This is a genomic window from Magnetospirillum sp. SS-4 (assembly GCF_902729425.1).
GTDB lineage: Bacteria > Pseudomonadota > Alphaproteobacteria > Rhodospirillales > Magnetospirillaceae > Phaeospirillum.
Window position 1 is genome coordinate 62,178 of the sequence record NZ_CACVCH010000050.1, and the last position, 22,957, is coordinate 85,134.

General features: G+C 61.4%; 22 protein-coding genes and 4 pseudogenes. 14 read left to right on the forward strand and 12 right to left on the reverse strand.

Translation table 11 applies throughout. The features are described from left to right. Positions 1 to 49 precede the first annotated feature (49 nt). The 7 genes and pseudogenes from MTBSS4_RS07950 to MTBSS4_RS07975 all read left to right on the forward strand — a co-directional run. Positions 50 to 940 (forward strand): annotated as a pseudogene (locus MTBSS4_RS07950) (IS1595 family transposase); the annotation flags it as partial. Between the two features lie 224 nt (positions 941 to 1,164). Next, a pseudogene (locus MTBSS4_RS22765) lies at positions 1,165 to 1,362 on the forward strand (metallophosphoesterase); the annotation flags it as partial. A gap of 18 nt (positions 1,363 to 1,380) precedes the next feature. Beyond that, a pseudogene (locus MTBSS4_RS22315) lies at positions 1,381 to 1,575 on the forward strand (transposase); the annotation flags it as partial. Between the two features lie 2 nt (positions 1,576 to 1,577). Beyond that, positions 1,578 to 1,805, forward strand: a complete 228-nt coding sequence (locus tag MTBSS4_RS22715; RefSeq protein ID WP_305792025.1) for a GDCCVxC domain-containing (seleno)protein — start codon at positions 1,578 to 1,580, stop codon at positions 1,803 to 1,805. Then, a complete protein-coding gene (locus MTBSS4_RS07965) occupies positions 1,790 to 2,158 on the forward strand; it encodes a hypothetical protein (protein ID WP_173982866.1) in 369 nt (122 codons plus the stop codon). The genes MTBSS4_RS22715 and MTBSS4_RS07965 overlap by 16 nt, the downstream gene beginning before the upstream one ends. Before the next feature lie 71 nt (positions 2,159 to 2,229). Further along, a complete protein-coding gene (locus MTBSS4_RS07970) occupies positions 2,230 to 4,935 on the forward strand; it encodes a PD-(D/E)XK nuclease family protein (protein WP_173982867.1) in 2,706 nt (901 codons plus the stop codon). Next, positions 4,932 to 8,117, forward strand: coding sequence for an exodeoxyribonuclease V subunit beta (locus tag MTBSS4_RS07975; RefSeq protein WP_173982868.1), 3,186 nt, complete (start codon positions 4,932 to 4,934; stop codon positions 8,115 to 8,117). The genes MTBSS4_RS07970 and MTBSS4_RS07975 overlap by 4 nt, the downstream gene beginning before the upstream one ends. A gap of 470 nt (positions 8,118 to 8,587) precedes the next feature. On the opposite strand, the pseudogene MTBSS4_RS07980 reads toward MTBSS4_RS07975, so the two are convergent. Next, positions 8,588 to 9,496, reverse strand: a pseudogene (locus MTBSS4_RS07980) (IS1595 family transposase); the annotation flags it as partial. A 505-nt stretch (positions 9,497 to 10,001) separates the two neighbouring features. Here MTBSS4_RS07980 and MTBSS4_RS07985 point away from each other — a divergent pair. Together MTBSS4_RS07985 and mcrC are read left to right on the forward strand one after the other, a co-directional pair. Then, positions 10,002 to 12,209: an McrB family protein gene (locus MTBSS4_RS07985; protein ID WP_173982869.1), complete on the forward strand. Its 2,208-nt coding sequence runs from the start codon at positions 10,002 to 10,004 to the stop codon at positions 12,207 to 12,209. Beyond that, positions 12,203 to 13,351, forward strand: a complete 1,149-nt coding sequence (mcrC, locus tag MTBSS4_RS07990) for a 5-methylcytosine-specific restriction endonuclease system specificity protein McrC (protein WP_173982870.1) — start codon at positions 12,203 to 12,205, stop codon at positions 13,349 to 13,351. The genes MTBSS4_RS07985 and mcrC overlap by 7 nt, the downstream gene beginning before the upstream one ends. Positions 13,352 to 13,424: 73 nt before the next feature. Here mcrC and MTBSS4_RS07995 read toward each other — a convergent pair whose 3' ends face one another. The 5 genes from MTBSS4_RS07995 to MTBSS4_RS22320 all read right to left on the reverse strand — a co-directional run bounded on the left by MTBSS4_RS07995 (position 13,425) and on the right by MTBSS4_RS22320 (position 17,649). Beyond that, entirely contained in the window at positions 13,425 to 13,841 is a 417-nt protein-coding gene (locus MTBSS4_RS07995; RefSeq protein ID WP_254432445.1) for a type II toxin-antitoxin system MqsA family antitoxin, read from the reverse strand. Positions 13,842 to 13,843: 2 nt separating this feature from the next. Further along, positions 13,844 to 14,149 (reverse strand): type II toxin-antitoxin system MqsR family toxin, encoded by a 306-nt coding sequence (locus MTBSS4_RS08000; RefSeq protein ID WP_173982871.1) that lies wholly within the window; start codon positions 14,147 to 14,149, stop codon positions 13,844 to 13,846. A gap of 492 nt (positions 14,150 to 14,641) precedes the next feature. Then, entirely contained in the window at positions 14,642 to 15,502 is an 861-nt protein-coding gene (locus tag MTBSS4_RS08005) for a hypothetical protein (protein ID WP_173982872.1), read from the reverse strand. A gap of 107 nt (positions 15,503 to 15,609) precedes the next feature. Continuing rightward, positions 15,610 to 17,415: a hypothetical protein gene (locus MTBSS4_RS08010; RefSeq protein ID WP_173982873.1), complete on the reverse strand. Its 1,806-nt coding sequence runs from the start codon at positions 17,413 to 17,415 to the stop codon at positions 15,610 to 15,612. Next, a complete protein-coding gene (locus MTBSS4_RS22320) occupies positions 17,416 to 17,649 on the reverse strand; it encodes a hypothetical protein (RefSeq protein WP_173982874.1) in 234 nt (77 codons plus the stop codon). 6 nt (positions 17,650 to 17,655) lie between these two features. Between MTBSS4_RS22320 and MTBSS4_RS22325 the strand changes: the two genes are divergently transcribed. From MTBSS4_RS22325 to MTBSS4_RS08030, 3 genes are read left to right on the forward strand one after another with little or no spacing between them, the layout of a single operon-like run. Further along, the gene (locus MTBSS4_RS22325) at positions 17,656 to 17,883 is read left to right on the forward strand and encodes a DUF6511 domain-containing protein (protein ID WP_173982875.1); all 228 of its coding nucleotides are present in this window, start codon (positions 17,656 to 17,658) and stop codon (positions 17,881 to 17,883) included. A gap of 8 nt (positions 17,884 to 17,891) precedes the next feature. Then, positions 17,892 to 18,689, forward strand: coding sequence for a hypothetical protein (locus MTBSS4_RS08025; protein WP_173982876.1), 798 nt, complete (start codon positions 17,892 to 17,894; stop codon positions 18,687 to 18,689). Continuing rightward, positions 18,686 to 18,865, forward strand: coding sequence for a hypothetical protein (locus MTBSS4_RS08030; protein WP_173982877.1), 180 nt, complete (start codon positions 18,686 to 18,688; stop codon positions 18,863 to 18,865). The genes MTBSS4_RS08025 and MTBSS4_RS08030 overlap by 4 nt, the downstream gene beginning before the upstream one ends. Here MTBSS4_RS08030 and MTBSS4_RS08035 read toward each other — a convergent pair. The 3 genes from MTBSS4_RS08035 to MTBSS4_RS08045 are packed head-to-tail and all read right to left on the reverse strand — an operon-like array spanning position 18,843 to position 20,776. Next, the gene (locus tag MTBSS4_RS08035) at positions 18,843 to 19,358 is read right to left on the reverse strand and encodes a hypothetical protein (RefSeq protein ID WP_173982878.1); all 516 of its coding nucleotides are present in this window, start codon (positions 19,356 to 19,358) and stop codon (positions 18,843 to 18,845) included. The genes MTBSS4_RS08030 and MTBSS4_RS08035 overlap by 23 nt on opposite strands. A 2-nt stretch (positions 19,359 to 19,360) precedes the next feature. Then, the gene (locus tag MTBSS4_RS08040) at positions 19,361 to 20,320 is read right to left on the reverse strand and encodes a phage tail tube protein (RefSeq protein WP_173982879.1); all 960 of its coding nucleotides are present in this window, start codon (positions 20,318 to 20,320) and stop codon (positions 19,361 to 19,363) included. A 27-nt stretch (positions 20,321 to 20,347) separates the two neighbouring features. After that, positions 20,348 to 20,776, reverse strand: coding sequence for an acyl-CoA transferase (locus MTBSS4_RS08045; protein ID WP_173982880.1), 429 nt, complete (start codon positions 20,774 to 20,776; stop codon positions 20,348 to 20,350). Positions 20,777 to 20,860: 84 nt separating this feature from the next. Between MTBSS4_RS08045 and MTBSS4_RS08050 the strand changes: the two genes are divergently transcribed. Then, positions 20,861 to 21,187, forward strand: coding sequence for a type II toxin-antitoxin system RelE/ParE family toxin (locus MTBSS4_RS08050; RefSeq protein WP_173982881.1), 327 nt, complete (start codon positions 20,861 to 20,863; stop codon positions 21,185 to 21,187). Continuing rightward, a complete protein-coding gene (locus MTBSS4_RS08055; protein ID WP_173982882.1) occupies positions 21,184 to 21,504 on the forward strand; it encodes a helix-turn-helix domain-containing protein in 321 nt (106 codons plus the stop codon). Before MTBSS4_RS08050 ends, MTBSS4_RS08055 begins: the two co-directional genes overlap by 4 nt. Here the strand turns inward: MTBSS4_RS08055 and MTBSS4_RS08060 are convergent. The 3 genes from MTBSS4_RS08060 to MTBSS4_RS08070 all read right to left on the reverse strand — a co-directional run. Then, positions 21,473 to 22,123 carry a DUF6441 family protein gene (locus MTBSS4_RS08060; RefSeq protein ID WP_173982883.1) on the reverse strand — a complete coding sequence of 217 codons (651 nt, stop codon included), beginning with the start codon at positions 22,121 to 22,123 and terminating at the stop codon, positions 21,473 to 21,475. The genes MTBSS4_RS08055 and MTBSS4_RS08060 overlap by 32 nt on opposite strands. Beyond that, positions 22,120 to 22,416, reverse strand: a complete 297-nt coding sequence (locus MTBSS4_RS08065) for a hypothetical protein (protein WP_173982884.1) — start codon at positions 22,414 to 22,416, stop codon at positions 22,120 to 22,122. The genes MTBSS4_RS08060 and MTBSS4_RS08065 overlap by 4 nt, the downstream gene beginning before the upstream one ends. 2 nt (positions 22,417 to 22,418) lie before the next feature. Then, a partial coding sequence (locus tag MTBSS4_RS08070) for a major capsid protein (RefSeq protein WP_173982885.1) occupies positions 22,419 to 22,957 on the reverse strand: 539 nt, incomplete at its 5' end.

Genomic DNA, 22,957 nt, shown 5'->3' on the forward strand with positions numbered 1-22,957 from the left:
TTGAAATGGCTGCGTCGGGGCGGTAGCGTTCGCCTCTATGGTGAGGCAATTGTCGTTCCTTGAGTTTCAGGCATGGTTCCCGGACGAGGACGCCTGCATCCGGCTGCTGCTGGACCGGCGCTGGCCGGATGGTTTTTCCTGCCCGAAATGCGGTGGTCGTAGCGGCGATCTTCTGAAGAGTCGCGCCTACACCTATGAGTGTAGAAGCTGTGGGCGCCAAACGTCGGCCACCGCTGGCACGATCATGCACCGGACCAAACTGCCGCTGCGGGTCTGGTTCTGGGCTGCGCACTTGATGGCCACGCATTCGAACGGAATGTCGGCGCGGCAACTGGCCGGGCAAATGGGCATCGCCTACAGTTCGGCTTGGCTGCTGGAGCAAAAGCTGCGGCGCGCGATGGTCAATCCCAATCGCGATCTGCGGGAAGGTGTGGTTGAGGTCGATCAGACCGAGATGCCGTTCCGTGCCAATGACGATCCCGACACCCCGCTCAAAACCGGCAAGATCATAGTGATCGGTGCTGTCGAAGTGCGTGACCGAACCACAGGAAAAGCGCAGGAACCAAAGGCATTTGGCGCAAAATACCTCGACACCCTGTCGGGGCGCTGCCGCCTCGCGGTTATTTCGAGCAACGAGGCCGTCCACATCCACAGCTTCATCCGGGCCAACATCGCCCCCGGTTCGACCCTGGTGACAGACGGCCACGCCTCCTATCCGGGGGTGGATGGTTACCGCCACGATCCCCGTGTCGTCGGCAACATGGCGGCCCATATTCCGCTCAAGTGGATTCATCGGGTGTTCGCCCTTCTGAAGCGCTGGGGCCTCGGCACCTATCATGGGTTCCGGCCCGAGCACATCGACACATACCTCAACGAGTTCGCCTTCCGCTACAACCGACACTTTTATCGCCATGTCTCCTTCGAGGCCGTCCTTGGCATCGCCACCGACCACGCTCCGCTGTCCTACTGGGACATCACCGGAAGGGACAACCCCCGAAAGGGCCGCGCCGTGATCCGTCGAAACCCACAAAAGCGCAGGACGGTGGACAAAGCTGGCGATGGCTAATTCAGGCAACCTGCCTCATCGCGATAAGCCATTTATATCGAGCCGCGACAACAGTTTTGCCGTTGATGTATGCACGCTGCATTTTTTGGAGGATAATAATGTATGACATAATTGGTGATGTTCATGGCCATGCTGCTGAGCTTGAGCTAATGCTTGAGAAATTGGGATATATTAAATGTGGGATGGGATATCGACACGACAGTCGAAAAGTTATTTTCCTAGGGGATTTGATTGATAGAGGTCCGGACCAAAGGAGGGTCTTGGAAATTGTACGATCTATGGTCAGCTCCGACGCTGCTCTGGCCGTAATGGGCACCCGACACCCAGGCTATGCCGCGTCCATCCGTATCCGCAAGCGCATCGAAGAAGCCTTCGGCTGGATCAAGACGGTGGCCGGGATGCGCAAGACCAAGCTGCGCGGTCTGGACAAGGTGGACTGGGCCTTCGCCTTTACCGCTGCCGCCTACAATCTGGTGCGGCTGCCCAAGCTGCTCGTGGTGTCGCCATGACCATGCAGCCCGAGCTTCGCTCCGAGATCACCTGCCCGCACTGCGGCCATCGCAAGGTCGAGGAAATGCCGACCGACGCCTGCCAATTCTTCTACGAGTGCGAGGGGTGTCACACCCTGCTGCGCCCGAAACCCGGCGACTGCTGCGTGTTTTGTTCATACGGGTCCGTCCCGTGCCCTCCAATCCAGTTGGAACGCCAGGGCGGCAGCGACGGGTGCTGCTGTCGCTGAACGACTTCTTCAACAGCCTGTTAATGACAGGGATCTCCGCTATGGATCGCAGCATAGAAAATGATGATTTTAATATTGAAGAGTATTTTTGTATATTTCACGGGGGTGGTGACTACAAGGTTACTGTGAAATTCAAAGACGGCTCCCCTGTGCCAGTCGCACGTGTTTCTGCAAGCTCAGAAAGCCTTGCTAAGTTTGTTTCAATATGTAGCGGTCCAGTCAATCCAGAGAACTGGATATCATTTGATGAGTGGGGGTTTCGCGTAGCATCATTTACTGTTAATTTTAGAAGAAAGACGGCAACAATTAAGCTTGTTGATGGCAACCATCGAGCCCAACGCGCAAGCGTTTAGCTTGATGACCTTGTAATCTGTGCATTTTTTTGCTTCCCCTGAGGCGCTTGATCCAGTGGTAAGGAGAGGATATGGACCTCGCTTTTGGCTGGCCGCTGGACGGGCGGTGCCACCCGCTTACTGTTAATGGGGCCGATCATGCCCTGGGAAAGCCTGTCGTCGGCCCCACCGGCATGCTCTCAATCCTGGAGGTCTCCCTTGGCCTGACCCGCCCTGCGCTTCCCGCCGCCGTGCGTATCGCCCGGTATCAGGTTCGGATGAAAGTGGTGGATGATGGTCGGCGTTTCTTTTCAGGGTCGTTTGGCCGTGATGCCTGGGCGACGGCACGGCAGGTTCTTACGTGGCGCGACAGCCTTTTTGCCGCCGGATGGAATGGAGAGGCCGTGCCCGATGGCGGAGATCGGCTGGTAACCTTGGCCGCGCTGGAGAAAGTAGGAGGCCTTCCGCTTGGAGCCTGTCCCGGCGAACGCTTGCAAACGGTAATCGCCGGGCTTTCTGGAAATTGCGATTGCGGTATTTCCCGCATTCGCCTTGTCACCGATGAAAGCGATCTGCCGCATCTGTGGCGAGTGATCCTGGGGAGCCTGAAATCCCGAGGGATCGCCATCGAGAGGGAGAATATCTTACCTGCCGCGACAGGAACCGATCTCGCCGTCATCCAGTCAGCATTGCAGAGGGGCAAGGCGGACGGGACCTTCTCCGGTGATGGCAGCTTTTTGATCATCGATGCCGATGACGAATGGCAGGCTGCCGACGCGGTGGCCGGATGGCTGGGTTCGGGCCACAACACTGAGACCGTGCTTGTGCGGGGAAGCGGTTCCCCACCTCTGGATATGGCCTGCCAGCGCCTGGGGCTACCGAAACCAGGGTGGCACGAAGCGTCCCCCCATCGCAGCGTCTTGCAAGTCCTTCCCCTAGCGCTGGAGATTCTGTGGGAGCCGTTGAATGCGGCACGGCTTCTGGAATTCCTGACTCTTCCACGAAGCCCTATTCCTGGTTTTGTTGCCCGGCGTTTTGCCTCGGCTCTGATGGAAACCCCCGGCACCGGCGGCGAGGGATGGAATGAAGCGTGGAAGGGATGCCTTGAGAAGAAGGCCGCCAAGTTGCGCCAGGATGGGCTAGATGAGAACGAAATCGCCGAGGCATGCAAGGCGGTTGAGGGTGAGTGGCGGTTCTGGCTCCAACCCCGTCGGTTTCGGCCCGAAGATGGCCTTCCCGCGACCTTGATCCAGGAAACCTGTCGCAATATCGCCCAATGGGCGGCGGGCATCGGCAGGAACGATGGTGACTGTCTCTTTCTGACTGCCGCATCTCATGCCTCGGCACTGGGGGAGGCCGTCGCTTCCATGGGACTGGCCGCCATCCCAGCGGTTCAACTGGGGCGCATCGTCGATGCGGTCACCGCCGAAGGAGTTTCCGCCCCAGTGGGCAAGGCCGAAGCGGCACCATGGATGACGGTCGATGCTCCGGGCCAGATTTGGGGGCAGGCTGAAACGGTGATTTGGTGGAACTTCACCGACACCACCATCTTGCCACCGCATCCGCCATGGTCCGCCGCTGAGATCAATGCACTTTCCAAGCTGGGCGTTCCTGTTGAACCGGCTGAGAGTGCCATCCTGCGTGAAGCCGAGACCTGGCTGAATGCGGTGATGAATGCCCGGTCACGGCTCATCCTGGCCATGCCTCGGCGGTCGGGCGGAGAGACCGTGCCGCCCCATCCGCTCTGGCACGAAATCCACGCCCATCTTCAAGTCTTGAAAGCCGAGCAACACGCCATCATTCCGGCATCATTGCTGACAACCCATGCTGCCGTATCGCTGGCGGGCAGGACGATAAATCGCCAGGCGAGGGCATATTCCACCTTGCCGCCATCCCGGCGAAGCTGGCCCGTCCCTGCCGGTTCGGTTCGTCGCAGGAAGAAGGAGTCCATCTCCAGTATTCGCAAGCTCATCGAATGCCCATTCGCCTGGGCGCTGAAATATGGCGCCAGGATCGGCTCCAGCGGCCTGCTGGCCCTTCCCGACGACGACAACCTCATCGGCACACTCGCCCACGCGGTGGTCGAAAAATTGTTCGCCATTCGCACCAACTGGGGTCCCGACGAGGCTGCGGGGGAAGCCGCCCGTCTTTTCGATGCCCTGGTCCCGGCCATTGCCGCACCGCTGCTTCGCCCTGGCTTCACTGTCGAGTATCGCAGGAGCAGAACCAGGGTAATCGACGCAATTCGCATGCTGGTTGGCGTGATCGCCGAGGCCGGGTTGACCGTCCGTGGATGCGAGGAGGAGGTTTCTGCTCCTTTCGGCCCCGATCAGGAATTCCGTGGCTTTATCGACCTTGCCCTGAAGGACGGGCGTGGACACTCGGTGATCCTGGACCTCAAATGGAACCGCTCCGACAAATACCGTCGCAAGGAGCTTCGCGAGAATCAAGCAATGCAGTTGGCCGCCTACACCTGGCTGGAGGAGCAGGCTGGGCGTCGGGCCGTTGGTGCCGGATACTTCATGTTGCGTCAGCAATCCCTGATCTATAGCGAGCCCGATCCCTTTCCCGCAAGCCACCATGTTCCCGGAACCGATCTGGGCCAACTGTGGACCGAAACACAAGCTGCATATAACTGCTGGATGGCCGACATCGAAGCCGGAACCCTGGTGGCTCGTGGCGTGGAGGCAGAGGACGGGGCCGGTCCTGAAGACCCCATGCCCAGAATAGAACCCGGATGCCGGTTCTGCGATTACCGCCTCCTGTGCGGTGCCGAACTCGAGGAGAAGCGGAAATGACCGGCATGGGACCTATCTCCGTGGTCAGCGCCGGCGCGGGGACCGGCAAGACCTATCGTCTTGGCACCGAGTACCTTTCGGCGGCCAAGGCTGGGATGTCACCCGCTCGCATCATTGCCACCACTTTTACCGTCAAGGCCGCAGATGAACTGATCGAACGGGTCCGTGCCCGTCTGATCACCGAGGGGGAACCCCAGGCCGCTCAACTGGCCCTGGCCGGTCTGGTCGGCACGGTGAACAGCGTATGCGGTCGATTGATCGCGGAATTCGCCATCGATGCAGGCCTGTCGCCGGTCGCCGACGTCATCCCACCGGAAATGGCCGACACACTGTTTTCAGTGGCGGCCGAGGAAGCCATCAGCGGGCACGCGGACATCATTGAGCCCATTGCCGAACGCCTCTGCCAGGAGGATTGGCGAACCCACGTGCAATCAATCGTCAATCTCGCCCGATCCAACCGCATCGAGGCGCACGACCTGGCATCCTCCGCCACTCGTTCCTGGACAGGGCTGGAACCATTGCTTGCGCCTGTCGAATCCATGTCGGCCGAACACATGGACAGGACTTTGGCCACCACGCTTCAGGCGGCGATCAAGGCGATCGAGGCCAGCGGCGACCTATCGGCAACCACCACCAAGACCATGGACGAGGTTCTGCGTCCAGCAGCCCGTCGCCTCTCATCCGACCGACTGCTGGGCTGGGATGACTGGGCACGGATTTCAAAGATCAAGGTCGTGAAGGCAACCGAGGCCATCGTCGCTCCTCTGAAGGAAATGGCCGGACGGCACCCGTCACATCCCCGGCTGCGATCCGACATCGAAACCTTTATCCGAGAAATCTTTGCCTGCGCCGCCGACGCACTGGACCACCTTTCGGATTACAAGCGGGAACGGGGCCTGCTTGACTTCGCGGATCAGGAAGCTCTCGCCCTCGACCTTCTTGGCCGGACAGATATCCAGGAACGGATCAGGGAGCGGTTCGACGTCCTGATGGTCGATGAGTTCCAAGATACCAGCCCGGTGCAGCTTGCAGTCTTCCTGGAACTGGCAAAGACGATGAAACGGTCGCTCTGGGTCGGCGACCAGAAGCAGGCGATTTTCGGGTTCCGCGAAACCGACCCAGCCTTGGTCAACGCCGTCATCGCCGATGTGCGACCGGCCACCGGGGGAACGGAAGAGTTCCTGGACGAATCGCGTCGTTCCCGCCCTTCCTTGGTCCGCTTCGCCAATACGGTATTCGGCGCGGCCTTTCCATCAAAGGGTATCGCAGCCGACAAGGTCGTGATTCCCAAGACCCACCGAGATGAACCAGATGGATTCGGGCCGGCTATTAACCACTGGGTGCTTGGCGGTAGAAACTGGTCGGCGGCACTCCTCGGGCTGGCAGGACGAATCGCCGCTTTGCTTGCCGCACCCGATGCCACCCCGGTGATCGACCGAACCACTGGCCAGTCACGCCCCTTAAGGGGCTCAGACATCGCCGTGCTGTGCCGCTCCAACCTCCGCTGCAAGGAAGTCGCCAATCTACTCGGTTCACTCGGGATTGCCTCCGCGATGCCCAGGGACGGGTTGATGGAGACACCAGAGGCGGCGATGGCCGTCGCCGCTCTTCGTTATCTGGTCGATTCCGACGATACCCTGGCGGTTGCCGAATTGCTTCATCTGGATGGCGAGGCCGACTGGCTGTCCCGGTGGCTCAGCGATGGGCCGGACGTCGTCAAGGCCGGATGCACGGCTGTCAAAGCCCTCGACAAGGAGCGGGCGGGTCTGTCGCACATCACGCCTGCGGAAGCACTGGACGTTGCCATCGGGGCAGCATGCATCGATCAGCATGTGCGTGGATGGGACCGCCCAGGCGAGCGGCTTGCCAATCTTGATGCGCTGAGAAAGATCGCCGCCGCTTATGAGAGTGCCCGCAGGGCCGAACGTGGCGCAGCCACCGCCGCTGGCTTGGTCGCGCATCTCGCGCAGAAGCTTGAGAACGGTGGCGAGAGGCCCGCCTTTGAAGGAAACGACGCGGTTCGCATCCTGACCTACCACCGTTCCAAGGGGCTGGAATGGCCCATGGTCATCCTGGCCGACCTCCAGGATGGAGCCAAGCGTTCGCCGTTCGGCGTCTATTCCGAAGCCCCGGATCAAGGGTTCGATCCTTGGCGACCATTGGCCGGACGTTGGGTTCGATTCTGGCCATGGCCCTATGGTGCCCAGGGCAAGAATGTCTATCTGGACCAGACAGCCTCCGCCAGCCCCGAGGCCGCCGCTCGAACAGAGGCAGAGGAAGCTGAACTCGTCCGCCTACTCTATGTCGGTGTCACCAGAGCCCGTGACTATCTGGTGTTCGCCAACTACGCCAAGAACGGGGCCGCCTGGCTCGACCTGCTGACTGATGCGGAAGGGCACACAGTCCTAAATCTGCCAGCGGATTCTGCTCTATCGGAGATGGCAATTGCCGGAACCATCTTCCCCATCCAGGTGGAAGTCGTGGGCGAACCTATAGTGCCAGCCGTCAGCGGAGAACGGTCGGAAATCGCGTGGTTTGCTCCCAAACCATTCGAGGGCGATCCAGCCGAATTCCCACCGGCATGGCAATCGCCAAGCGCGGCGGCCGGAAGTGAATCTTTGCTGTCCGCGGAACCAGTACCTTCCAGCATAGGCGAAAGAATGCCTCTGACCGGACGCCCCGACATGACCATGCTCGGCGAGGCCATTCATGCCTTCCTGGCAGCGGATATACCACAACGACCAAGGCAGGATCGGCAGGAACAGGGGGCATCAATCCTGAGGAATTGGGGGGTTTCCGGCGTCGTTACGACTGATTCCCTGGTGGCCGCCGCCGACAATCTCCACCGGTTCGCCACCAACCACTGGCCTGGGGCGAAGCATCACCGTGAAGTTCCAATCATGGGAAGGGTTGGTGACCAACGGATCAGCGGTCGCATTGATCTCCTGGTGGAAACGGATGATGGCTTCGTGATCATCGACCACAAGAGCTTTCCCGGTTCCGCCGACAGGTGGCCGCAGAAGGCGATGGAATATGCGCCCCAACTGGCGCTTTACGGTCGCCTGGTCCAGCAGGCGACCGGTAAGCCCGTCAAGGAATGCTTGGTCCACATGCCGGTAGCAGGGATCATGCTGACAGGGCTTCAATTTTTGGCAGCTGATCCCTTCACCGTTTCAACATGATCATGGGCCGGTCAATGGAAATGCCAAGATCTATGCTTGGTTTAACGGTTTCCCAGCTCCTATGGAGCATATCTGTTTGCCTATTCGCTGGGGGGTGTGCCTACCCCATTCCATTAATAAACACTGACGCACTCGCAGAACCGGAAAGGACTATGGCCTTCAATAGAATTCTGAATAAGAGCGAGGTGGGAGACTCAATCACTTACACAGCAAATACCAGATCAATAGTTGGATCCTTCGCCATTATTTCAGCAAGTGCTGACTGTAAGGAGCTTCACGAGACCTTTGATGGCTTATCCCGTTGTCCCAGGTAGTCAGGTTTCCTCCGCATCCGCGTGTTCGACACCGTCTTGACGCATGCCGCTGGCGGTCTTTCGTCGGCGGACGTTCTGCCTCACCGGTGCCGCTTCCTTGCTCGGATTCTGCTTTCCTGTGATATCCCAATAGGAGACGGGTGCGCTGTGCGCCGCCAACCCGAGAACCGTCTCGAAGGAAACGTGCCGATAAAAGCGACGGTTGTAGCGGAAGACGAATTCGTTGAGGTAGGCATCGATGTGCTGACGGTGAAGGCCGTGATAGGTCCCGAGGCTCCAGCGCTTCAGGAGGGCGAACACTCGGTGGATCCACTTGAGGGGAATGTGCGCCGCCATATTGCCGATGACGCGGGGGTCGTGCCGGTACTCGGCGATGCCGGGATAGGAGGCATGCCCATCGGTGACCAGCGTCGCGCCCGGCGCGATGTTGGCCTTGATGAAGGCATGAATGTGCGGCGCGTGGTTGCTGGGAATGGCTGTGAGCCGGATTCGCCCCGAAAGGGTATCGAGGTATTTCTGCCCGAGAGCCTTGGGCTTCTGCGCCTTCCCGGTAGCCCGGTCGATGACCTCGACGGCACCGATGATGAGGAGCTTGCCGGTCTTGAGCGGGCTGTCCGGATCGGCGGCGGCGCGGAACGGCATCTCGGTCTGGTCGACCTCGACCACACCTTCCAGCGGATCGCGATTGGGATCGATCATTGAGCGTCGCAGTTTCTGCGCCAGCAACCAGGCTGTCTTATAGGAACCAAGGTCCAGTTGCCCCATCAGCTGCTGCGCCGACATACCGTTGGAGTGGGTCGCCATCAGGTGGGCTGCCCAGAACCACGTCGTCAGCGGCAGCTTGGTTCGGTGCAAGATCGTCCCTGCCGTCACCGAGGTCTGGCGTCCGCAGGCGATACACTCATAGGTATAGGCACGACTCTTCAGCAAGCACGAGCGGGTTCCGCCGCATTCGGGGCACGCGAACCCCTCCGGCCAGCGCCGCTCAAACAGGAAGAGCGCGCAGCTCGCTTCGTCCGGGAACCGACGCTGGAATTCGAGGAGGGAGGCATATTTCCGGGCCATGCTGCCGGATTATGCCCCCACGGGCAGCCCTGCGCCAGCGGAACCTGGGACAACGGGATAAGCCTTGACCTTTGCATATTATAGCAGCCGCAGGGACCACTATCACAGGTTATGTTTGGTCGATGGCAAGTGGCAGGAGAAATGAAACCTGACCAAGGACATTGAGCAATCCCTGGGCAGCAGCATGCAAGGGGGCCGATGACCTTGCTCCGAAACGGTGTACAGTTCAGCTAAGCTCCCATTGAGGCGCGATGAGGTGGCTCTTGATCCGGCCGGCGCGGCACCTGCTCCGGCGCGGTGGCTCCCTTTCTCTCCGGCGTTGACAGTAGAGCACGGTTGTTGGAAATATCTATTGGTCGAAGATCCTGGAAAACTCGGCATTCAAATGAACGTATTTACTGACAGCAAGTGGGACGAGGGGCCGTTTGAACTCAAGTAAACATAATTCGGCAGCATCCACGCAGATATGGTTGCGGTGGGTTGCGGTGCGAGTGGAGATAACAAGATGGCAGAAAATTCGACTGCGAGGCTTGGCTGGTTCGTCGGCGCCGCGTACAACCGCACTGAAGACCAGACGCCACGATTCCTCGCAGAAGGGGTGTGGGAGAACGGCTACGATGACGGGAATTACGGCGATCTCGTGCGCGCCATGCGGCCAGGCGACCGAATCGCTATCAAGTCGTCCTACACCCGCAAGCATAATTTGCCTTTCGACACCCGAGGCGCAACAGTCTCCGTGATGGCCATCAAGGCGATTGGCACGATCACCGCCAATCTAGATGACGGCAAGCACGTGAAGGTTGATTGGACGCCCGTCTTTCCGCCCCGCGAATGGTATTTCTACACCAATCGCGCGACCGTCTGGCGCGTCCCGCCAGGCGGCTGGATGGAGGATGGGTTGCTCGCTTTCGCCTTCGATGGCCAATCTCAGGACATCGGCCGCTTCCGGAACGAACCGTTCTGGCGCGAGCGGTTCGGCGACGCGGGCGGCGAGCATCGTTTCCGTTGGACATCTTTCTACAGCGCCGTTGCGGCGAAGCTTCTCGACTATCGGAACGACCGGCCGCGCCTGCTCCAAGAGATAAAGACGATCGCTGGAGACCTCCCGGGCTTAAGCATCTACCTCAACGATCGCTATCTAGGCGGTGAAAGGGGACCATTGTTGGATATCTGCCCGTTCACCACGATGGGCATGTTCAATCGGTCCATGACGGACACCAACCGGCGCGCGATCGCAGGGGCGATCGCCAAGCTGTTCGGCCTAGAGGAGGAGCCGCCAGCTTCCTTCGAGGGCATACCAGTCCTGAACAATCAGAGGTCGTGGTTCTTCAGTTACAGCGACAAGCGCGGCGAAAGCGACATCGACAAACTGTGGAATGTGTTCACTGCGGCGACGGCGTTCGTGGAGGTCGATCAACCAGAACAGCGGGAGGCGTTCATCACCGCATACGACGCAGCGGTCAATGTCTGGGGCGCATCATGGAACCTCTCGACTGGGCTCTACTGGTCGCATCCCTGGGAGTTTCCGACGCTCGACAGCAACTCGCGCGCGTTCCTGACGGGGCGGCTACAGATGCGGATCCCGACGATTGGACCGCAGAAGCCCTGTAGCGGCGCGACCTATCTCAAGCTCGTTGACGACCTGAAAGCGCGCTTCTACGAGGACAGCTACCCGGCGCACAGCTTCCCCGAACTGTCGCTCGCATCTTGGCGATACAAGTCGCCTGAGGAAGCGCAGGCCGAGCGCGGTGCAGCCGACCCTGCCTCGGCGGAAGATGAGGAAGAGTCCGTCGCGGCCGATCCCGTTCAGTCGCCAGCGCCTTCTGAACCGTATGACGTCGATGACATCCTGCGCGATGGCTGCTTTCTCGACCGTGATGAGATCGAGCGCCTGCTGGAGCGCCTGCGCACCCGCAAGAACCTGATCCTGCAAGGACCGCCGGGGACGGGAAAGACGTGGATCGCCAAGCGCTTGGCATTCGCGCTGATGGGAGAGCGTGACGAGGCCCGTGTTCGCGCCGTCCAGTTCCACCCGAACTTATCCTACGAGGATTTCGTGCGGGGATGGCGGCCGGGCGGCAAAGGAAAACTAACCCTCGCGGACGGCGTCTTCATGGAGGCGATCCGCGCGGCGCTAGGCCGCCCGGATTCCCGCTTCGTCGTCATCATCGAGGAAATCAACCGAGGTAATCCCGCGCAGATTTTCGGCGAGCTACTGACGCTTCTCGAGGCCGGGAAGCGCACACCTCGCGAGGCGCTGGAGCTATGCTATCGGGATGCCGAAGGCAAGCGAAGCCCAGTGCATGTGCCTGAAAACCTGTTTGTCATCGGTACCATGAACATCGCTGATCGCTCACTTGCGCTCATCGACCTTGCGTTTCGCCGGCGATTTGCTTTCGTCGGACTCAAGCCGCAACTTGGGCCAGCTTGGCGACGCTGGGTGACGGAAAAAGGCGGCCTTGATCCCTCCCTCACTGAAGAAATCGAGCGGCGCATCCTCACCCTCAACGCGCAGATCGCGGAGGCGTTCGGCCGTCAGTTCGAGATCGGGCATAGCTATGTCACGCCAACTGCGAAGCTCGAGCCGGGCGCTACGCGGGAATGGTTCCGCCAGGTAGCAGAAACAGAGATCGGCCCGCTGCTCGAAGAATACTGGTTCGACGCACCCAAATCGGCGCACGAGGCACTCGAACGGCTGCTACAGGGATGGTGATCGCTGACGCGGGAATTGCGAGCGATGTCAGCGCAGCGGGCTTTATCGGGCGCATTCCGGTGCGCAACATTTGGCTCCTGATGCTCTACGCCTCGGATCTACTGCGGACAGCGGAGCGCGCTCTAGTCGACGTCGAGCGCAACCCTGACGAGATCGCCGATCTCGTCGCCGAACTTTTGGCGCGGGCGGTGGAGGAGCGTCAGCGCCGCCAGCTGAGTCTCGGCTACCAAACGCGTAACGCAGACTTGTCGCGGGTGCGTGGTCGGATTGACGTCCTGCGGACGGAGCGACAGCAGTTGCTCACACGCGGCTTTGTGGCGTGCCGCTTCGTCGAACTCAGCGTCGACACACCGCGCAACCGCTTCGTCCGTGGTGCGCTGGAGGCAGTGGCGCGATTGGTTTCACGTCCCGATCTGCGCCATCGCTGCCGACGCTTGGCCACAGACATGCAGGCGCTGGGCGTCTCGGGCACAATCCCGTCGCGAACCGAGCTCAGCACTGACCGCATCGGGCGGCATGATGCGGCGGATCACGAGATGCTGGCTGCGGCGAAGCTGGCAATGGACCTCATGCTCCCCACCGAGCGGGCTGGACCTAGGCCATTGCCGATGCCAGAGCGTGAAGATCAATGGGCGCGACGGCTGTTCGAACGTGCTGTTGGCGGGTTCTACCGTAAGGTATTGCTCACTGAGCGCTGGCGCGTGCGCACTGGCGTTGCGCTCGGCTGGCCGATCGACTGGATGACCGATGGCGCGCACGATATCCTGCCGGGGATGCAGACTGATATCGTGCTCGACGATGCTATGGCCGGCCGCCGTATCGTGATCGACACCAAGTTCACCAGCATCGTGACGACGGGCTGGCGACGCGAGGCGACACTTCGCAGCGGGTACCTTTACCAGATTTACGCTTACCTACGCTCGCAGGCGGGACGTGACGATACGCGGGCCGACGTGGCAGAAGGCCTGCTGCTGCACCCGGCCATCGGCCAGAAAGTCGACGAAGCCATCTCTGTGCAGGGACATATCATCCGGTTCGCCACCGTCGATCTCGCGGCTGAAAGCGGAGTGATCCGTGAGCAACTTCTGCGGCTCAGCTTACCGTTCGAAAACAAAACTTCTGACGAATCTGGACACGCTTAATCACGTATCGTTTGCGTATTGGCTGTCAGGAAGTAACGGGGTCAGAGTCCGTTTTATCCCCGGCCTTTACCTCTCACAACTCCCCCACCAATTCCGGGTGCTGGTCCAGTAACTTCAGCAGTTGGATCGTCGGTCCGCTCGGTTCAACAATGCTCCGCTCGTACTTATCGAAGGCGCTGGGGCCGACCTTGAACAGTGCTCCCGCCGCCCGCTGGCTGAGGCGCAGCTTGGTGCGGATGCGGCGAATGGTGGCGGGCGACGGCACGCCGTCCACCTGTTCCTTCAACGCCCGCAACGCTGCGTCGGCGGCGGCCATATCGGCGCCGACATGCACGGACTCGCCCTCTCCCTCGGGATAATAGCCGGGCAGATCGACCACCATCTCGGCACCCTTGTAGCGCACCGTGAACGGGCGGGTGTCGCGGGCCAGCGTCTGGCCGGTCTCCGGGCAGGGCATGGTCGGCGGCAAGTCTGGGATCTTGGTGGCCACGGTCACTTCTCCTTGAACGACATCACCCGGAATTCGGTCACCACGTCGGCCTGGAATTTGACGTACAGGACCAGATCGCCCGCCGGGACGTGGTAGACATCCTGCCATGTCCGGTGATCGGCATAGGTGGTCATCGACTTGTAGAACATCGGACGCCGGATGCTATTGATCACTGCCGCGATGCCGGAGCGGTTGAACCCCAGCGACAAGGCATCGGAAAAGGCCGTCCGCGTGATCGCCACCGTCTCGACCGACCCGAGGGCGGCCTTGACGGCATCGAGATCGTAGGTCGGCCGACGCTTTTCCATCGCCGCATGATGCCACCATATGGGTGTCAAATCAAGATGTGGCACGGCAACCGAACTCGTTGATTTCCCACGAGAGAAGGTTCACCACCAACCCCCTTCCCTCCGCCATTACTTCCAAAGAATAGATTCTCTGACGCAAAGAACCTTGGGCGAAAGCCCAAGGCTCTGCGCCGTTTTCGGCCTGTATCTGTTGACCTTGGTTACTCGATGCGGGCCAAATTCTCCCCACTTTTTCTTCTCTCCCGCCCAGTTTCTCTGGAAGCTGTTGACCGCCAGGAAAAGGTACGGGTTTTAAATTATGTTTAGAATCAATGCGGTGCGCAGTTGAAAGCCGTTGATCTTTTCGCCATTACCACTGGAGGGCGTGGGAGTCCGGGGGTGGAATCGACGGTCAACGATTGGTGTGCGGCTATCTGGGTGACGGTGCGATACGAGCAGCGATCGGGTGCCACAGCCATCGTCACTCACCGCGTCGGAGGATGGCATTGCGTCTCAGACGGGAAACGACGGAATGGTGAAGACCATGCAATGATCCTCGGCGACAGAATAGTTGTCGGTGTTGTAGATACCAGCGCTACCGTATGTGAGTTGGACGTCTTCCCGCTCAAAGGCGGCCATCGCGGCCCCGATGGTGGATATCTTGGTGTTCATCGGCGCGATCACGGTGTTATGCCCGGGGAACTTGTCGATGTGCGCGAGCAGGACGTCTCGGACCGCAAACGGATCACCGGGGGTGAACTCAAAGTCAGAATACTGAGGAAAAGCTTCGGCGATCTCCTGGTAAAAAACCTTGCGGACATCTTCCAGGGTCGCACTGAGCGGCCCAACGCAGCCGATACCTAGCGACAGCGCGTCCGGCTCATATGCCTCGACCAGCTTCCGCGCCCTGTCGCTTTCAAAGCCGACCAGCACGATGAGGTGGATCTTTCTGGAGGGTAGCCAGGTGCCCGAATATCCGAGAACCGACCTGACGCCTCCGAGCCCGCGGCTGAGCCATTTGGCCTCCGTGGGCGTGCCAGGGTCGTATTCCTTCGCCGGGGTGTAAACGTAGGTGACCTCGGAATTTGCTGGCAGGGTGAACTGGAGGACGCGCAGAAGGATCAGTAGGGCCTCGTGCGTGAATGTGGAGATATCGACGACGCACCGGACAGGCCTCCCGCCTTCGGCGACGGTGCCGATATTGGCCATCATCGCGTCAGCAATCCCAACCGGGTTGGATTTCGACAGTCTTACGCGCGTCGCCCGTTGACCGAAGTGGTTGGCGATCTCTGCGGCGTGCGCCTTGCCGGCCCCCTGCACGTCGTCGTTGGCGCAAACGAGCACACGCCCAACGGTGTCCGGCGGAAGGGACATGGGCGCCGCCTTCGAACGCGTCTCGTAGCTGGCGGAGCAGATAAACAGGTCGAAGACGTCCGGAAGAGCCCGCCTAAGCTGGTCCAGGGGCGTTCTGCCACCGGTACTCATTCGAACAGATTCCCTTGGGAACCGGATTCCATCACTGCGTCGAACCCCTTAATCTTCACTCTGTTCAGCAGCGCTTTGGGCCTGTGAATGGCTTCCAGCACAGCCGAGTTCCGCACGAATTTGTATCCCGCAAAGCTGGTTGGGTCGAGTTTGAATGCAGGGGCCAGCCTTCTGCTCATGATATACAGCGGCACCCGCCCCGTCCCTTCCTTGTTTCCTATGGACGACTGGTGAAAGTAGCCATACTTGACGCCGAGATTCAGAACCTCAAGGACCTCGTCGCTCGGGCCATCACTGAAGGCGATGCTGAAAACCCGCCTCTCGGCGGCGTCCGAGACCAGGATCTGGTAGAACATGCCTCCGAGGGCCTGGATAAGGTTCCTTAGCTTCCTGACATTGTCACGCCCTTCTTCGGTCTTGGCTTCGTCGCGCTCGATGGTGGTGAAGTTCGAGAAGAGGAGGTTGTCAGCCATCTCTCTGACGGTCTTGTTCTGGATCGCTGGCGGGATATCGCGAATGCCCTTCCCCTCGCCAAGGGACTGTGTCTCGCCGAACATCAGGGACGCCGCGTCCAAAAAGTGCCGGATAACGCCGGAGGAGACATGCACGAGCTGGCTGAAGCCAGCGTAGTTGTACGACGAGCCCGCCTTCCTTGGGCCCGCCAAGGCCTTAATGAAGTCAGGTCGTGCATAGCGCAAGGAGTCGTCGGAAGGCTTGGCACCGCGCCCGGACACCGCGAAGTCAGCCTTGAGTCGCCCCGCAATCCTAGCGATCTCCTCCTCCTGCTCCTTGTCCTCAGGGAAAAACTCCTCGGGCGTCGCTTCTATGCCGCAGATGGCTAACCGCCGCCCGACGATTTTATGGACACGGGCCCGGTAAGTGTCCTTCTTGGTCGTGTAGATGTCGCAGATATGGACTTCGCTGTAATCGTGCGGAGCGTCGATCCGCTTCCCGTTGGGCGTCTTATACGTCTTGTAATCCAACGTCTGCGTCGAGATCTTCAGGCAGAGGTACCCAGTGGTTCGGCTTGACACCCACGAATTCAGGACAAGGGTCTGAGATTCGCTGAGGTTGTCGGCGTCGTCGATTAGCAGGTAGATGGGCCCCTTCGGCATGAAAGACAGCGCCGCCAGCCGCTTTACAACCGGAGCAATGAAGTCCATGTAGCCGAACAGGGCGCCGTTGTAAGGAAGTGGCTCTCGGACAAACGCCACGCGCCGCAGGTAGGAGTTGCCCTCGGCGTAGATCGCGTCGAAGGCCGAAGCAATCTCTTCGATAAATTTGGCCGCGGGCGTATCCGGCCCGGCCGGTGGCAATTCGCCGGCCCAGCCCGCGCGCGACAGGGCAGAGGCGAGGAAGCCGGAGTAAAATTCCCTGAGTTCATTAACCTCTGGCCCAGTCATCTCCGCCAGGGGCGCCCTGACCAGGATGGTGTTGAACAGCTTCGAGGCGACATTCGCGACCATTAGGTGCTCATTCAGGACCAACGGGGCGTGCCGCGCCTCCTCAAGCCGGAAGAACTCGGAAAGGTTCAGCTCCGTCTCCTTGATGGGGACGTAAGCGGCATAGTACGGCAGATCTCGGAAGCCCTTCCCCTCACTCTTCACTTGGCAGTCCGGCTCCATGAACCGGAAGATCATACTTTTGCCGGCCCCGCGTGGCCCGTAGATCAGTGTGTGGCTTTGGTTGAGGATCTGCCAGTAGTCGGTCAGCTCGCTGACAAAAAGCGAGATCACGTCGTCAGCAGCCAAATGCTCTGGTGTCTGGACCGCGAACGGGTTCCGCGAAAGTGCTTCCATCATCTAGTCCGCCCCGTCCGAAAACAATTGCGCCAGCTCCTGGCCAGTCTTCAGCTCCCGGCAGACTGCCTGGATACCGTCGGCAGGAACGCCGGGATAGCCACGCTCCTCAAGCCGGTATTCGATTTTCTCAAAGGCTTCGGCTACGTCCACCGCCTGCGCCATGACGAATACCCGTTCCACCGCTTCTGCTCGCGCCGCTGCCAGCAGGTCGGCGCAGAGATCGCAAGGGACCATAACGGCATGATCGACAAGACCGCCCGCGAAACCCAGGCCATCAAGGACGCCCGCCACCCGTTCGCCGAGGCGCTGACGGCGCTGGGCCTGATGGAACCATTCCTCCACCGCACAGCCGCCGACATCGACCGGCTGATCGAGGCCGCCGTAACCGGCTACGTCGAGTCCATGCAACGGCAGGCCGGAGTGAAGGAACGCACCGGCACCCCGTTCGACGACGAAATCCCATTCTGAGGCCCGCCATGCTTGATCTCAACCACGGCTCCGGCTGCCAGTACCTGGGGCCCACCCGCGATCCCGGCATCACCGTCGCGGTCAACACCGCCATCGATGCCGCCTTGGTGGCCCGCAACCGGGCACAGGCCGTCCGCCAGTATGTCAGCACCTCGGGCATCGGTCGGGAATGCCTGCGCCAGATCCAGTACGACTATCTCGCCGTGCCCAAGGACGAGGGGCGGGATTTCGAACCCAAGACGCTCCGCATCTTCGAAGCCGGACACCGCGGCGAAGACGTGGTGGCGGCATGGCTGCGGGCCGCCGGGTTCGATCTGCGCACGGAACGTCGCGATGGGCGGCAGTTCGGGTTCTCGGTGCTGAACGGCCGCTTCAAGGGCCACATCGACGGCTGCCTGGTTGGCGGCCCGGTGGCCCTGGACTATCCCGCCCTGTGGGAGAACAAGGCGCTGGGCATGTCGTCGTGGAAGGACGTGGTCAAGCGCAGCGTGGTGCTGTCCAAGCCGGTCTATGCCGCCCAGCTTGCCCTCTATCAGGCCTATATGGATCTGCCGGCCCCGGCGCTGTTCACCGCGCTCAATCGCGACACCTGGGAAATCCACTGCGAGCTGGTGCCTTTCGACGCCGCCCTGGCCCAGACCATGAGCGACCGCGCATTCCAGGTGGTGCGGGCCAGCGACGCCCAGGAATTGCTGCCCCGTGTCGCCGCCGAACGCACCTCCGTGGTCTGCCGTGGTGGCAAGACGGCGGGCGGCTGGCATTCGCCCTGCTCGTGGCAGGACCGCTGCTGGGGGGCATGTCGATGAAGACCCGTCCCCTCAGCTACGGCGTTGTTCAGCTTCGCGACATCAGCGGCCCACGCACCGTCGCTCGCCTGTGGTGCGCTCAATGCGGCGAGACGCTTGATCTGGCGCCGATGGCCCCGGTCAGCAATTCCCAGGCTTGCCAGCCGGATTCGGTCAGGGGGGCGTTGCGGTCATAGGGGCAGTCGCAGTTTCCGCCGCAGCCTCGGCAGTAGTCAGGCCCGCCGCCGAAGTGCCATTCGGCGCGGGCCTGGAGACGTTTCCCTCGGCGATGACCGCTTCATGGGTTTCGGTGTATTGGACGACGAAGGACTCGGCCATGCGGGGCAACTGCATCAATTCGGCGATGGTGGCATCGGTAATCTCGGCGGGCTGATCGTTGCCGTCCAGCACGCCTTCCCACTTGGTGATGGCGGAACGGGCCAAACCTTGGGCGAACAGCATTTGCGACAGCCCGGCCAGGGCGTCCTCGTCGGACAGATCCGGAAGGCCGGTGATATCGGCCCCGGCGGCTTTGAGATCGGCATGCTCGGCGGCGATGGCGCGGGCCATGCGCCAGCCCCGGGCACGGGCGGCCTCGTACACCGCCGTGGTCAGGGGACGAACGAAGACCTTTACCCCGTGGGGCAGATCGATCCAGTAGGGTTCCTTGGGGATGGTGAGCCTGATCATGATCAATACCCCGCCACGTCGTTGACCAGGGTGACGCGGAGCAGATACCCCGCCACCGGATCACGGGCCGCCCGCCAGTCGTAGCTGGCCTGGATACCGCCAGGGCCTTTGATCTCCTGCTTTTTCTTGGGCAGGAACACGCGGGGCAGATGGAAGGTCAGGGCAAAGGCCGAGCCGGGAATGGTGAAGCCGTATGCCATCGCCACCGGGCTTTCGGCGGCGATGGCGGCGGTGAGCGTGGTATCGGTGCCGAAGCGGATGTCCACCGAGCCTTCGGCGGTGGCCTCGGTCTCGTCGACGCCGTCGATCAGCCCGTCGGCACGGATGGTCTCGACCCGCTCCAGATTGTTCGAAAACGACAGCTTGCCGCCCACCACATTGGCCAGTTGGCCGCCGCCGACCCGGATGGCGCCGCTGCCCTGGCTGAACCGCTTCAGAGCGAAGCTGGCCGGACTGGCATCAATGGTAGCAGAGGCTTCGGTTTCGCCCTGGGCAATCACACCGATGCTGGCATTGGCGGCGCCTGACCGGGCCATATCGAAGGACAGCTTGTCCAGCTTGGCCCCACCATGGCGGAAGAACTTCGGCACCGCCAGTTGGGCATGGCCGATCTCCATGGCGAGGCTGGGCAGCGTGCCGCCCGAGGCGAAGATATGGTCGAAGGTTCCGTCGCCGTTATCGGCGGTGGCTGGGGCGCCGAACAGGCCCTTCAGCCAGAACCCCAGCGCCCGCACATCCAGCGGCACGCCGATGTCGCCCTCATCCTTGACCGCTTCATAGAACGGGTCCTGGGCGTCACGGCCCTGGCCCAACAGCGGGTCGTAGCCCAGCGGACGCTCGGCCCCCAGGCTGGATTCCTTGAACGACAGCCGTCCGTAGCCGTCGGCCGGAAGCACACCGTAACTCGCCTCGAAGACGGCCAGCAGGACACAGTCGGCGCCGTAGGCCCGAGTTTTCGCCATGGGGGACTCCCATATATAAGGTGTGGCTCAGCCCAGCGGGTCGCTGGAGCCGTAATGGATGGTGATCGGCACCGTGGCGCCCCGCAGGGCGGCAGCTCCGTCGATGGCAAGACCGGAAGTCTTGGGGGCACCCCAATCCAGTCCTTCAGCCAGACCGCCAAGAGAACGGTCGGCGGCAAGGGCTTGCCCGACCGCCATCAGCAGGGTGTCCAGTGCCGCACTGTCATCGTCCTGGCCGCGCTGGAGGATCACCTCGATTTCGGTCTGGTGTTCCCAGAGATAGGTGACCGGCGACAGCACCACCTCCGGGTCGCCAGGATCACCGTCGCGCAGGATGATCAATCCACCGGAGGGGACCGTTTCCGGCAACGGCGTTTCCCGTTTGACCGTGGCACCGGGCACCGTTTCCAGCCGCGCCAGTAGGGCGGCAAGGATCTGTTCGCGGACGGAGGGCATGACGTAGGTTCCTCAGCCCCTTGATATCCCTCGGAGCAACCTTACCTGTTGCTCAATATCGCACCAATGCGATATTGTCGGGATATGGAGTGGCGTGTCGAAATTCTGAACGAGACGGTCAAGGCCGAGGTCACCGCCCTGCCGGTGGATATCCGGGCCAAGCTGACCCACATCCTCGACATGATGGTGGCGCTTGGTCCGCAGAGGATGCGGGAACCCCACGTTAAGCCGTTGCGCGACAAGCTGTGGGAAATGCGCATGCAGGGCAAGGACGGGATCGCTCGTGCGATTTACGTTTTGGCGCATGAACGGCGAATCGTGATCGTCCATGCTTTCGTCAAGAAAACCCAGAAGACGCAGCCGTACGCACTTGAGTTGGCCCTTCAGCGGGCTAAGGAGTTGGAGCCATGACCATCCCGTTCGATAGCCTCAAGGACGAATGGATGAGAGATCCCGCCTTCCGGGCGGAATACGATGCTCTGGCACCGGAGTTCACTTTGGCGCGGGCGCTGATCGAGGCTCGTTCCAATGCCGGCCTGACCCAGGCCGAAGTCGCGGAGCGCATGGGAACCACGCAGTCGGTAGTGGCTCGAATCGAGAGTGGCCGCAATCCGCCGAATCTGCGTACGCTGGAAAAATATGCCCATGCTGTCGGCACACGGATTTCCGTCACGCTGGTTCCTGCTGTGTCGCCGGTTACGGTGCACCATCATCCCGCCAATTCCTGACGATCAGCTCCGGTAGGGCCGAACCCCAGCGCTCGGCAGCGCCGTCCACGTCGAGGCGCTTCTTCAAGCTCACCTGCGGCACCAGGATAAACATCACCACACTGGTCATCCCACGCCCGGAGCGGAGCGCCGAGGCGCTGCCTTTGGCGAAACCGCCCCGCTTGCCGGTGCGGGCCCGCATGTTCTCGGCCACCAGCAGCGAGGGAGCGCCCCGGCGATAGATGAATCGCAGGCGGCTGCCGTGCATCTGTTCCCATAGGCCGGGCGTCATGCGTTTGCCTCGGGCGCCGGTTCCGGCGGCGGGTGTGGGGATCGCCAGCCAGAAGCCATGCTTGGATTTGATCACCGCCCCCTGGTCGAAGGCCCGGATGATGGTCGGTGCCCTGGTGAAGACGAAGCCCGCCGGTTTGATGCTCTTTTGGCCCTTGGGATACAGCTCGGCCCGCCAGGTATTGGCGAGGCGCTGGCCCATGCCCGCTTCGGTGACCTGACGGCGGAGATCCGCCTTCAGCCCGTCGGCAGCTTGGCGCATCCCGGCGGTGACGGCGTCTTCGGCAGCCTTGACCTCCTCGGCCATGATCTTGCGCAGATCGCCGGAAAGGGCTGCCGCCAGTTTCATGTTGGCCTCACGCTGATCGTCCACACCAGCCGTTCGGCATCGAGGCGGGGTTCACCCTGGACGACGAAGCTGTCGCCGTCATGGACGATCACGTCCCCTGCCGCCGGACTGACGACCTCTTTCCGCCGGATCTCGAAGATCGCCGTGCTGGTCTGCACGGTGATGTCCGAGAATTCCACCTCGCGGTCGGGCCGCCGCACCAGGGCACGGATGGGGCGGCCCTGGTAGCTGACGGTGACGGCCAGGTTCGGATCGACGAACAGGTCGTCGAGGGCCGCCTCGAATGCGGTCACGATCAATTGCCCGAGAACAGTCGAACCGCCAGACGCGGGCGCTTGTTCACCGGCAGGATGGACGCCTCCGTCTTTACGTCGATGGCACTGCCGTCTTGACGGGCCAACTGCCGGGCATACATGGGCACGCCCAGGGTGTTGACCGTCTCGATCAGGTTGGCCGGGGCGCCATAGGTGACGAAGGTGTCCATGGTGCCCAAGGGGAAAGCGATGCCCTCGCCGGCCGGGATCAGGGTTTCGGTCTGGCCGGTGGAGAGGGTGACGGTGGCGCTGTATTCCTCGAACACCATGCCGGCGAAGGGAAAGCGGCGGCGGACATCTTCCCGCAGCGGCTGGGCGCCGGTCGAGGAGAAATATTGGTATGCCTGCTCGACCTTGGCGTGGCCGATCAGCTTGTCGAAGAATTCCGGGCTGACCAGGGCCAGCACGCTGGTCATGGTCTCGCCCTTCAGTTCGGTCTCCACCTTGCGCAGCACCTCGCGGATCTTGCTCTGGACGTTGGTGGTGGCGGTGCCCAGGGTGAAATCCACCTGCTGGCGGC